Here is an 11,074-nt window from a genome sequence, read left to right as displayed (position 1 = left end):
CATCCGCAGCGAAATCTGGGTAAAACTGTGGGGCAATCTCTCCTTCAACCCGATCTCGGCGCTGACCGGCAGCACGCTGGCCGCGATTGTCGCCGACGATGGCACCCGCGCGCTCGCCCGCACCATGATGCTGGAGGCGCAGGCGATCGGCGAAAGCCTCGGCGTGCGTTTTCCCATAGCGGTCGACCGGCGCATCAAGGGCGCCGGCGATGTCGGCGAACACAAGACCTCGATGCTGCAGGACCTGGAGCGCGGCAGGCCGATGGAGATCGACGCGCTGGTGAGCGCGGTGCAGGAACTTGGCCGGCTCACGGACAAGCCGACCCCGACCATCGATGCCGTGCTGGCGCTGGTGCGGCGGCTGGCGGTGGAACGCGGGTGTTATCGGTGAGGTGGAAGGACAGGGCAAATCAGAGCCGTGGCGCGCGACGATCCAGGCCTTGAAGCAACTTGGCCTCATATCCCAGCTTGACCAAGGTTAGCAGCATGCTGAACGCCATTCACCACGTCGCGCTCATCTGCACCGACTACGACCGGTCGCGACAGTTCTACGTCGAACTCCTCGGCCTCGATCTGATCCGGGAGGTTTATCGGGAGGAGCGGCAGTCATGGAAAGCGGATCTGCGGATCGGGTCGGCCCAACTGGAATTGTTCTCCTTCCCTGCACCAGCGATGCGGCCATCCCACCCAGAGGCTACAGGCCTGAGACATCTGGCATTCGCTGTGGCTAATCTTGAGCCCGTAATTATCCGCCTGGAAGCCGCAGGCGTTGCCGTCGAGCCTATCCGGATCGACCCATATACGGACCAACGGTTTACCTTTTTCAGGGACCCGGATGGATTGCCGCTGGAACTCTACGAAGCCCCATAAGGAACGGTTCGCTTTCGCGACGGGCGCTGTGTACTGACGGTCTCGGTATCGGCGGACCGCGAATCTGTGCTAAGCGCCGCCCAACCAACCAAAGGACGACACCAATGAGCGAACTGACCGTGGCCGAGGCGACCGAGAGCATCTATGCCTCGCTCCGGGCGGACAATGCCGACATCGACACACATATCGCGGCGCTTAAGGCGGCGCTGACGCGAGAAGGGATCAAACAGGCGGTGTTCGATCCGGCCAAGCTGGCGCAGAACAACCGCTCGGGCCGCAAGTTGATGCAGGCTTATTTTCGGCAGCGCGGCGTGAGCGTGAAGTTCTCGGACCAGTAGAACCGCGCGGGCGATCTCAATCGCGCGATTTGGTTGGTTTCGGACGCAAGTTCCCCGACGCTTCGGGCCATCCCTTTTGACCGGCTCAATAACAGCGATCTGCCGCCGCAAGTGCATCGACGCGGTGAGCTTGGTCCAGTGCGCCAATCCGTCGGACTGACGCATAGAACCTGACATAGTCGCCCGAACACAAGTCGAACAGGCGCAGAAACGCGGTCACCCGATCGCTATAGACGGACGTCGCGGCGAGCTTTGCATTGTTGATCGGGGAAGCGAACCAGGCATCGTATCCCCGGTATCGGCCCCAGCGCCTGTCGCGCATGTGTCGGTAGCGCATCCGCAGCCGTTCAATCGCGGCCGTCTTCGCGGCCAGTTTTTGCTCCGAGGTGCCGGCGTTGGAATAGACTTGCGCCAGCTCGTCCCGGGTCCGCGACACCAGCGAAAGAAATTCAGCCTTGCGTCTCCGGGCGGCTTCGTAACGGCGCAATGCGGCGGTATCGCCAGCCGCGCGCAGCCATTTTTTCACGCCGGTTGTTTCGACGGCGACAGCGAACGCCTCGTTGAATGCGGAATCGTCGTGCACGTAGACGCGCTGGTGGGCCAGTTCATGGAACACCAGCGCTGCGAGATAGGTTTCATCCTGGCCGAACATCGTGCTGAGCAGCGGGTCGCTCGACCAGCCAAGCGTGGAATATGCCGTGATGCCCGTCACATAGACGTCCATGCCCTGTCCTTGAAGTTCGACAGCGGTTTCAGTCGCGGACTTCCTGGAGAAATACCCCCGGTAGGGAACACAGCCGAAAACAGGAAAACACCATGTTCGCGGCGTCAGCGAAAATGCCGGCGCGGCGAAGACAGCCCATGTCACCGAGTCCCGACCAATGTCGACATAGCTGCGGTAGCTGTTGTTGTCGGGCAGCGCCAGTTCATCCGTTGCGAACTGTCGTATAGCGCTCGCCGATGCCATTCGCGCGCGCAATGCCTTCGGCGTCGACGGATCCTCGATCAGTTTTCCGACATCCTGGCGCGCCGTCATGATCCGCAGATGGCCCTGCACGGATTGCGCGTAGTAGGAAATACTGGTGCAACCGGTCACGCCGGACGCCACGATTACAACGACAAGCAATCGAAAGAATGCGCGCATCACGATTTGCCCAAAGCAGTGCTCACCCGTTCCGATGGAGTCGCAATTGCCCCAGGTCGCAAGCAGTCGCATCGATTTGATCGAGGTCTATAGCTTTCTGAAGTATCCGGACAGGTGCTCATTGGGGAGACGCATGCGTCATCACGCGCAAGCCGCGTCCCATCAACCTGCAGCTGATCAGTCCTTTCCCGCCCGCTTGAAAATCCGCGCGTAAAATTCGCCGACGATGCCGCGCCGGAAGACGAGCACGCACACCATGAAGATCAGGCCAGTGGCGATGGTCACCGGAAAGCCGGAAGTGGCAAGCGTGTTTTCCAGGCCGATGACAAGGCTGGCGCCGATGATCGGCCCGACCATGGTGCCGATGCCGCCCAGAAGCGTCATCAGGATCACCTCGCCCGACATCTGCCAGGTGACGTCGGTGAGCGTGGCGAACTGGAAAACGATCGCCTTGAGCGATCCGGCCAGCCCGGCCAGCGCCGCCGACATGACGAAGGCGCCGAGCTTGTAGTTGGCGACGGAATAGCCCAGCGAAATGGCGCGGTTCTCGTTCTCGCGGATCGAGCGCAGGATCATGCCGAACGGCGAATTGACGATGCGCCAGATGGCGAAGACGCCGACGAGGAACACCGCCAGCACGAAATAATACATGTTCAGCGAGACGTTCAGGTCGAGGACGCCTAGCAGCATGCCGCGCGGCACACCTTGGATGCCATCCTCGCCTTGCGTGAACGGCGCCTGCACGCAGAAGAAGAAGAACATCTGCGACAGCGCCAGCGTGATCATGGCGAAATAGATGCCTTGCCGGCGAATGGCGAAGAAGCCCATGACGAAGCCAAGCAGGGCCGCACCCGCCATGCCGAGCAGAATGCCGGCTTCCGGCGGCCAGCCCCAGACCTTGACGGCATGCGCCGTGAAGTAGGCGGCGCCGCCGAAAAAGGTGGCGTGGCCGAACGACAGCAGCCCGGTGTAGCCAAGCAGGAGATTGAACGCACAGGCAAACAGCGCAAAGCACAGCATCTTCATCAGGAAGATCGGATAGACCAGGAAAGGCGCCACCAGCAGCGCCAGGATGCCGAGCCCGACCAGCGTCCATTCAAGCCGTGCCGACGTTTTGGCCGATGTCTCGCGAAGCGTCAGTTCCGACATGTCAGATGTCTCTTCCGACATGTCAGGCGTCCCTTCCGAACAGGCCGGCCGGCCGGACCAGAAGCACGATGGCCATGATGACGAAGACCACGAGGTTTGAGGCCTCGGGATAGAAGACCTTGGTCAGGCCCTCGGCAAGGCCAAGCATATAGCCGGTGACGATCGCGCCGAGGATCGATCCCATGCCGCCGACCACGACGACGGCGAAGACGACGATGATGAGATCCGACCCCATAAGCGGGCTCACCTGATAGATCGGCGCTGCCAGAATTCCGGCAAGCCCAGCCAACGCGGAGCCGAGGCCGTAGGTCAGGGTCAGCAGCAAGGGCACGTTGACGCCGAAAGCCTGGACGAGGCGGGGATTCTCCGTTGCGGCGCGCAGGTAGGAACCGAGCCTGGTCTTCTCGATCAGCGCCCAGGTTCCGAAGCAGACGATCAGCGAGGCGACGACGACCCAGCCGCGATAGTTGGGCAGGAACATGAAGCCGAGATTGGTGCCTCCCGAAAGCAGTGGCGGCACCGCGTAGGGGTTTCCCGAGACGCCGTAATAGTAGCGGAAGATGCCTTCGAGCACGAGCGCGAGGCCGAAGGTGAAGAGCAGCCCGTAGAGCGGGTCGAGATCGTACAGCCGCGACAGCGCCAGGCGCTCGACCACGATGCCGAAGACACCGACGATCAGCGGCGCAAGGATCAGCGCCGGCCAGTAGCCGATGCCGAGATAGGTGAGCAGCAGATAGCCGACGAAGGCGCCGAGCATATACTGGGCGCCATGGGCGAAATTGATGACGCGCAGCAAGCCGAATATGACGGCCAGGCCCAGGCTCAGCATGGCGTAGAACGAGCCGTTGATCAGGCCGACCAGCAACTGGCCGAGGAAGGCCTGAACGGGGATGCCGAAGATCATCGTCATGGCGCCATCATACACCCAGGACTTCGTGGAGCTGCGTCATGCGGTCCGGCAACTCGCCGACCGGGAACCCTGCCACCACCTTGCCGTGCTCCATCAGATAGAAACGATCGGCGACACGGCTGGCGAAGCGGAAGTTCTGCTCGACCAGCAGGATCGTCATGCCGCGCTTTTTCAACGTCGCCAGCAACGCGCCGATGCGCTGCACGATGACGGGAGCGAGCCCCTCCGTCGGCTCGTCGAGAAGCAGCATTTTCACACCCGTTCTCAACATGCGCGCGATCGCCAGCATCTGCTGTTCGCCGCCCGACAGCCTGGTGCCGGGACTGTTGCGCCGCTCCTTCAGATTGGGGAACAGATCGAATATCTCCTCGACGCTCATGCCGCCCTCGGCCACGACCGGCGGCAGAACCAGGTTCTCGTCGACGGTCAGCGTGGCGAAAATACCGCGCTCCTCCGGCACGAAGCCGATGCCCTGATGCGCGGTGCGGTGCAGCGGCAGCCGCATCAGATCCTGGCCGTCGAAGGCGATCCCGCCGGTTCGCTTGCGGATCAGCCCCATGATGGCCCGCAGCGTCGTCGTCTTGCCGACGCCATTGCGGCCGAGCAGTGTGACCGTCTCGCCGGAATACACTTCCAGATCGACGCCGTGCAGCGCATGGCCCTCGCCATACCAGGCGTTGAGGCCGCTGACGGCAAGCAGAGGTGCGGTACTAGTCATCGGCGGTGCCCATATAGGCGATCTTGACGCGCTCGTCGCGGCTGACCGTGGCGTAGTCGCCGGCGGCCAGCACCTCGCCGCGCTGCATGACCGTTATCCAGTCGCAAAGGTCGGCCACCACAGTCAGATTGTGCTCGACCATCAGCACGGCGCGATCCTTGGCCACCGAACGGATAAGGTCGGAAACCGTGGCCACGTCCTCGTGCCCCATGCCGGCCATCGGCTCGTCCAGCAGCAGCACTTTCGGATCGAGCGCCAGGGTCGTGGCGATCTCGAGCACGCGTTTCCTGCCATAGGAAAGGTCGCCGGCGAGCCTGTTCCTGGCGTCGTCGAGACCGACCGAGCGCAGCAATTCCTCGGCGCGCGGCGTCAGCCGGTCGAGCGCCGCCAGCGAGCGCCAGAACTGAACGCTGAGCCCGCCCGGCCGCTGCAGGGCGACGCGCACATTGTCGAGCACGCTGAGATGCGGAAAAATCGCCGATATCTGGAACGAGCGCACCAGACCCATTCGCGCGACCCTGGCCGGCGACGTGCGGGTGATGTCGTGGCCAAGCAGCTCGATCCTGCCGCTGGTCGGCGCCAGGAACTTGGTGAGCAGGTTGAAGACGGTCGTCTTGCCGGCGCCGTTGGGTCCGATCAGGGCATGGATGTTGCCATGGCGAACATCCAGATCGACGTTTTTCACGGCGATGAAGCCGGCAAAGTCACGCCGCAACCCGCGGGCGGAAAGCACCACAGGCGGCTCGTTCGCGCTCAGGTCAGTCGGCGCCATCGGCCGCGCCGATCACTGGCCGGCCGTCGGACAGCCGCTTTCCTTTTCGCTCAGGAAGGCCTCGTTGCCAGGAATGGTGGCGAGATATTTGTAGTAGTCCCACTCCTTGGTGCTCTCGGCTGGCGACTTGACCTGATAGAGGTACATGTCGTGGACCATGTTGCCGTCCGCCTGCACTTTGCCGTTGGTTATCGCGGCGTCGTCCACAGGCATCGAATGCAGTTGCTTGGCGACGGCTTCGGTCTCGTCCGTGCCGGCCTTGTCGATCGCTTTCAGGTACTGCGTCACCGCTGAATAGGTCGAGGCCTGGATCATGTTCGGCATGCGGTTGGTGCGCTTGAAAAAGCGCTGCCCGAATTCGCGGCTCTTGTCGTCGCGATCCCAATAATAGCCTTCGGTCAGCACAACGCCCTGCGCCGCTTGAAGGCCAAGCCCATGCACCTCGGCCAGCGTGAACAGGAGTGCGGCAAGACGCTGACCGCCCTGCACGATGCCGAATTCGGCCGCCTGCTTGATCGAGTTGGAGGTATCGAGGCCGGCATTGGCCAGGCCGATGACCTTGGCGCCCGACGATTGCGCCTGCAGCAGGAAGGACGAATAATCGGTCGATCCCAGGGGATAACGCACCTCGCCCAGCACCTTGCCGCCATGGCTCTCGACGAACTTGGTGGTCTGATCCTTCAGCGAATAGCCGAATGCATAGTCGACGGTGACGAAGAACCAGCTGTCGCCGCCCTGCTGCACGAGAGAGCCGCCTGTCCCAATCGCTTGCGAATGAGTGTCATAGGCCCAGTGGAAGCCATAGGGCGAGCATTGTTTGCCGGTCAGCTCCGTGGTCGCCGCGCCGGTGACGATGTCGATCTTCTTCTTTTCCTTGGAAATCCCCTGGACGGCGAGCGCCACCGAAGAGGTCGTCAGTTCCATGATGGCATCGACCTGCTCGGTGTCATACCACTGCCGCGCGATGTTGGAGGCGATATCCGGTTTGTTCTGGTGGTCGGCGCTGATGATTTCTATCGGCGCTCCCTGCACCTTGCCGCCGAAATCCTCGACCGCCATCTTGGCCGCCTCGACCGACCACTTGCCGCCGAAATCGGCGTAGACGCCCGATTGGTCGTTGAGGATGCCGATCTTGACCTTGCCGTCGGAAATTTCAGCGGCCGAGGCGGGGATCGCGGATACGGCGAGAAGTGCCGCGGAAACGAAAAGGCTTACCTTCATGGTTGACTTCCTCCCATAGCGATGAATCCGACCGACCCTCCTACGATCGATCATCGCAATGGTATTGAACATGAGGAAGATAGGGACAGAGGGCAAGAGGCCGTTAGGGATTTCGTGCTCGAAGCGATACGGTTTGGCGGCGGAACGCGAGCCTTGAGCACGAGATAGAGACACAAACACGTGAACCGCCGGCGGCAGTGCCGGCTCAGCCCTCGGCGGCGACGAGATGGCCGTTGCCGAAATCCCTCAGCGCCAGTTTCAACGGCGCCTCGCCGATCCTGCGGGTGGCGCTCGGGATCTCCTGGTCCAGGCGGGCGAAGCGGCTTCTTCGCTTGGCTGGATCGGGCACCGGCACGGCTTCGATGAGGCGTCTGGTGTAGGGGTGGCGCGGGTTGGAAAAGACCTGGTCGCGCGTGCCCATTTCGACGATCTGGCCGAGATACATGACGGCGACGCGGTCGGAGATGTTCTCGACCACCGCCATGTCGTGCGAGATGAAGAGATAGGCGACGCCGAATTCGCGTTGCAATTCCTTCAACAGATCGAGCACACGCGCCTGCACCGAGACGTCGAGCGCCGAGACGCTTTCGTCGGCGATGATCAGCTTCGGCCGCAGCGCAAGAGCGCGTGCAATACAGACGCGCTGGCGCTGGCCGCCGGAGAATTCATGCGGATAGAGATCCATCTGGTCAGCCGACAGGCCGACGCGCTCGAACAGCGCCGCGACACGCTGGCTGCGTTCTTGCTTCGAGGCGATGCCATGGATCAGCAGCGGCTCGGCGACGAGGTCGCCGACGCGCATGCGCGGGTCGAGCGAGGCGTAGGGATCCTGAAAAATCATCTGCACGTCGCGGCGCACAGCCTTGCGCTCGTCGCGGCCAAGGCCAGACAAATTGCGGCCGCCGATGACGACGCCTCCGCTGTAAGGCACCAGTCCGGCCAACGCCTTGGCGGTTGTCGACTTGCCGCAACCGGATTCGCCGACCAGCGCCAGCGTCTCGTTGGGCGCGATCGAGAAGGTCACGCCTTCCACCGCGTGGACGCGGCGGGTGACCCGGCCGAAGAAGCCGCCATGCAGGTCGAAGCGGACATGCAGGTCCTTGACCTCGGCGACATTGGCCGGCGCCGCCGCCTCGACATCCCTGGATTTCTGGCGGCCGATACCGCTGCCGATGCGCGGCACGGCGGCAAGCAGTTCGCGCGTGTAGTCGGCTTGCGGCCTGGCAAAAATGTCAGCGGTTCTTCCCTCTTCGACCATGCGGCCATGCCGCATGATGATGACGCGGTCGGCCATTTCGGCGACGACGCCCATGTCGTGGGTGATCAGGATGACGCTGGTGCCGTGCTGGCGCTGCAGGTCGCGCAGCAGCTCCAGCACCTCGCCTTGCACGGTGACGTCGAGGGCCGTCGTCGGCTCGTCGGCGATCAGCACGTCCGGCTCGAGCGCCAGCGCCATGGCGATCATCACCCGCTGGCGCATGCCGCCGGACAGTTCGTGCGGAAACTGCTTTAGCCGGCTTTCGGCCTCTGAAATGCGCACCGCCTTCAACGCCTCGATGGCGCGCTGACGAGCTTCGCCCTGCGACAGGCTGGTGTGTGCCTCGATGGATTCGGTGAGCTGCCGGCCGATCGACAGCACCGGGTTGAGCGAGGTCATCGGCTCCTGGAAGATCATGGCGATGCGGTCGCCGCGAATGCGCCGCATCCGGCGCTCGTCGAGAGTCGTCAGATCTGTATCGCCCAGATGGATTTTCCCAGACGATATGCGCGCCGCCGGCTGCGGCAGCAATTGCATGATGGCCAGTGCGGTCATCGATTTGCCGGAGCCGGATTCACCGGCAATGCAGAGCGTCTCGCCACGCGCCAGCGTCAGCGACAGGTCGGAGACGACCTCGCGCTCGCCGTCCTCGCCGCGCACGCTGACGCAGAGGTTGGCGATGTCGAGGACGGGTTTGGGGGTTGAGGTCATTGCAAAGGCAAAGTTCTGAGAGGTTTATTCCGGCACGCCCCCCTCTGTCCTGCCGGACATCTCCCCCTCAAGGGGGGAGATTGGCCGTCACGTGGGCCGGCGCTCCCCCTTGCAACATTAGAGATTGGCGAAAGCCGAAGTGACATCTGATCTCCCCCCTTGAGGGGGAGATGTCCGGCAGGACAGAGGGGGGTGCAGCGCCGACTTGACATCATTCAAACACGCAGCGCGGAAAATAGAACGACACCACCCAGTTCGGCATGTCGACGATCTCGCTGATCCTGAGATCGCCGCACACAGAGGCCAGCATATAGGCTTCGACCGGGTCGATCTTGTACCTCCCGGCGAGCAGGTCGACCATCTGCGCGACCGCTTCCCTGGCGCCCGCCATCAGGTCCGGGCCGATGCCGGTCGTCACCTCATAACCCTTGGCGTCGAGATGGCGCGTCACCGGGCCTGGCGTGGTGAAGCGCGGCGTCTTCAGCCTGGCATCCTTGACCAGATCGAGCTTGAGCACGACGTCCATCGGGCTTTCGATCGCCGTGCCGCAAACCTCGCCGTCGCCTTGCGCGGCATGGGTATCGCCGACCGAAAACAGTGCGCCCGCCACTTCCACCGGCAGGTACAGCGTGGTGCCGGCGGCGAGATCGCGGATGTCGAGATTGCCGCCGACGCGCCTTGGCGGCACCACCGAATGGTGGCCCTTTTCCGCCAGCGCGTTGCCGATGGTGCCGGCGAAGGCTTTCAACGGCACACGCGCATTTTTGCCGAACAGCGCCGGCTCGAGCGAGACGGCGTCGTATTTCCAGATGTTCAGCGCCGGCTCCTTGAAGTCGTCGGCGAGCAGCCCGAAACCGGGAATGTTGGCCGTCCAGCCGAAGCCGGATGGTTTGAACATCTCGATCGTCACCTTCAGTGCATCGCCCGGCTCGGCGCCCTCGACGAAGATCGGCCCAGTCACCGGATTGACGGTGGCGAAGTCGAGCCTGGCGACGTCGGCGACCGTGCTGTCGGCCTGCAACTGGCCGCCGGAGGAATCGAGGCACTGGAACTCGATGGTCGAGCCGGGCGCCACCCGCTCGGCCGGGACAAACGAATTGTCCCAGCCGAAATGATGTTGGCGCCCGTGGATGGTGTAGTCGCAGTTATTGCACATCTTTTACGTACACATTGTCGTAGTTGATCGGGATATGGACCGGGTCGACATAGAGGTTGTCGGCGCCGCCCATGCGCGTCGACTTCATGGTGAAGCGCTGCTCGTTGAAGACCGGCGCCCAGGGCGCGTCTTCCATCACCTTGTCGTAGATGGCGCTCCACATCTTGTCGCGCTCGCCGGCCTTGGCCGGGTCGACCACCGAGTCGGCCTCGGCCGCCTTGGCCTCGAGATCCTTGTTGCAGTACCACGACCAGTTCCAGCCGCCCGGCACCGCGCCGGCGCAGCCGAGGATCGGGCCGTAGAAGTTCGACGGATCCGGGAAGTCGGCGATCCAGGCCATGCCGCCGGACCAGATCATCGGTGCGCCGGCCTTGTCGCCGCCGGCGGCAATGACGTTTGCCTGAGCCAGCGACTGGATGCTGGCCTTGATGCCGATCGCCGCCAGATCCTGCTGGATCGCCTGAGCGATGCGCGGGTTGGGATCGGTGTTCATGGCGAACAATTGCGTGTCGAAACCATCGGGATGGCCGGCCTCGGCAAGCAGCGCCTTGGCCTTGGCGACGTCATAGGGATAGCCCTTGTACTCCTTGTCGTAGCCCGGCATCGACGGCGGCAGCGGCTGGTTGGCCGGCACAGCGCGGCCGTTGATGATCTGGATGATGCGCGCCTTGTTGATCGCCATGTTGACCGCCTGACGCACCTTCACATTGTCGAACGGCGCCATGGTGGTGTTCATGGTGACATAGCCGGTGTGCAGCTGGCCGCCTTCGACGACGCGCGCCTTCTGCTCCGGATCGGCCATCACCTCCTGGAATTTTGCCGGCGGA

Annotated in this window: 12 protein-coding genes; 3 read left to right on the top strand and 9 right to left on the bottom strand. The window is 63.1% G+C overall.

All coding sequences use genetic code 11. The features are described 5' to 3' along the window. The 3 genes from EN939_RS08125 to EN939_RS08115 form a co-directional block, all read left to right on the top strand. On the top strand, positions 1-391 hold a 391-nt coding region (locus EN939_RS08125), incomplete at its 5' end, for a ketopantoate reductase C-terminal domain-containing protein (protein ID WP_272483083.1). Positions 392-486: 95 nt separating this feature from the next. Beyond that, positions 487-870 (top strand): SMU1112c/YaeR family gloxylase I-like metalloprotein, encoded by a 384-nt coding sequence (gene gloA2, locus EN939_RS08120; protein ID WP_127267611.1) that lies wholly within the window; start codon positions 487-489, stop codon positions 868-870. 104 nt (positions 871-974) lie between these two features. After that, positions 975-1,208: a hypothetical protein gene (locus tag EN939_RS08115; protein ID WP_127267610.1), complete on the top strand. Its 234-nt coding sequence runs from the start codon at positions 975-977 to the stop codon at positions 1,206-1,208. Positions 1,209-1,293: 85 nt separating this feature from the next. On the opposite strand, the gene EN939_RS08110 is transcribed toward EN939_RS08115, so the two are convergent. The 9 genes from EN939_RS08110 to EN939_RS08065 form a co-directional block, all read right to left on the bottom strand. Beyond that, positions 1,294-2,352 (bottom strand): aminopeptidase, encoded by a 1,059-nt coding sequence (locus tag EN939_RS08110; protein WP_127267613.1) that lies wholly within the window; start codon positions 2,350-2,352, stop codon positions 1,294-1,296. Positions 2,353-2,529: 177 nt separating this feature from the next. Next, positions 2,530-3,501 carry a branched-chain amino acid ABC transporter permease gene (locus EN939_RS08105; protein ID WP_127267612.1) on the bottom strand — a complete coding sequence of 324 codons (972 nt, stop codon included), beginning with the start codon at positions 3,499-3,501 and terminating at the stop codon, positions 2,530-2,532. 22 nt (positions 3,502-3,523) lie between these two features. Continuing rightward, positions 3,524-4,411: a branched-chain amino acid ABC transporter permease gene (locus EN939_RS08100; RefSeq protein ID WP_127267609.1), complete on the bottom strand. Its 888-nt coding sequence runs from the start codon at positions 4,409-4,411 to the stop codon at positions 3,524-3,526. A 7-nt stretch (positions 4,412-4,418) separates the two neighbouring features. Next, entirely contained in the window at positions 4,419-5,129 is a 711-nt protein-coding gene (locus EN939_RS08095) for an ABC transporter ATP-binding protein (protein WP_127267608.1), read from the bottom strand. Continuing rightward, the gene (locus tag EN939_RS08090; protein WP_127267607.1) at positions 5,122-5,901 is read right to left on the bottom strand and encodes an ABC transporter ATP-binding protein; all 780 of its coding nucleotides are present in this window, start codon (positions 5,899-5,901) and stop codon (positions 5,122-5,124) included. Before EN939_RS08090 ends, EN939_RS08095 begins: the two co-directional genes overlap by 8 nt. A 12-nt stretch (positions 5,902-5,913) precedes the next feature. Further along, positions 5,914-7,122: an ABC transporter substrate-binding protein gene (locus EN939_RS08085; protein WP_127267606.1), complete on the bottom strand. Its 1,209-nt coding sequence runs from the start codon at positions 7,120-7,122 to the stop codon at positions 5,914-5,916. A 205-nt stretch (positions 7,123-7,327) separates the two neighbouring features. Continuing rightward, positions 7,328-9,091: an ABC transporter ATP-binding protein gene (locus tag EN939_RS08080; protein ID WP_127267605.1), complete on the bottom strand. Its 1,764-nt coding sequence runs from the start codon at positions 9,089-9,091 to the stop codon at positions 7,328-7,330. Positions 9,092-9,302: 211 nt separating this feature from the next. Beyond that, positions 9,303-10,247 (bottom strand): acetamidase/formamidase family protein, encoded by a 945-nt coding sequence (locus EN939_RS08070; protein ID WP_127267604.1) that lies wholly within the window; start codon positions 10,245-10,247, stop codon positions 9,303-9,305. Beyond that, positions 10,237-11,074, bottom strand: an 838-nt coding sequence (locus tag EN939_RS08065) for an ABC transporter substrate-binding protein (protein WP_245473063.1), incomplete at its 5' end; no start/stop codon positions are given. The genes EN939_RS08070 and EN939_RS08065, both read right to left, overlap by 11 nt.

The sequence above is a fragment of the Mesorhizobium sp. M7A.F.Ca.CA.002.05.1.1 genome (assembly GCF_003998335.1).
Taxonomy (GTDB): Bacteria; Pseudomonadota; Alphaproteobacteria; order Rhizobiales; family Rhizobiaceae; genus Mesorhizobium.
The sequence above is the reverse complement of the archived record's forward strand: the minus strand, read 5'-3'. Positions and strand labels throughout refer to the sequence as shown.